Below are 252 nucleotides of genomic sequence, written 5' to 3'. Positions count from 1 at the left end.
AATCAACTGATCCAATGCTTTATCATCTAACTTCTCTATTTCACTCAAATCCGTCTTAATTTTCCACTGCGACTCATCATCTACAGGATTCGGCAAACGCGCTTCAAGCCAATCACAAACCACATCTGGAGAAAACTCAGGGTGATTACACTGAATAACCCATGATAAAAAATCTTTTGCTTCACCATTCATGTAAGGTGGTGGAGACACAGGAAAGAATAAAGTAGGTAAACGTTCATTCGTCGACAGGTA

At 39.7% G+C, this 252-nt stretch carries 1 pseudogene; it reads right to left on the bottom strand.

Annotated features, from left to right (window positions below):
• Positions 1–252, bottom strand: a pseudogene (locus ACG9ZB_RS17635) (hypothetical protein); the annotation flags it as partial.

It is taken from the genome of Acinetobacter johnsonii (genome assembly GCF_048551975.1).
Lineage (GTDB): Bacteria > Pseudomonadota > Gammaproteobacteria > Pseudomonadales > Moraxellaceae > Acinetobacter > Acinetobacter johnsonii_A.
The sequence above is the reverse complement of the archived record's forward strand: the minus strand, read 5'-3'. Positions and strand labels throughout refer to the sequence as shown.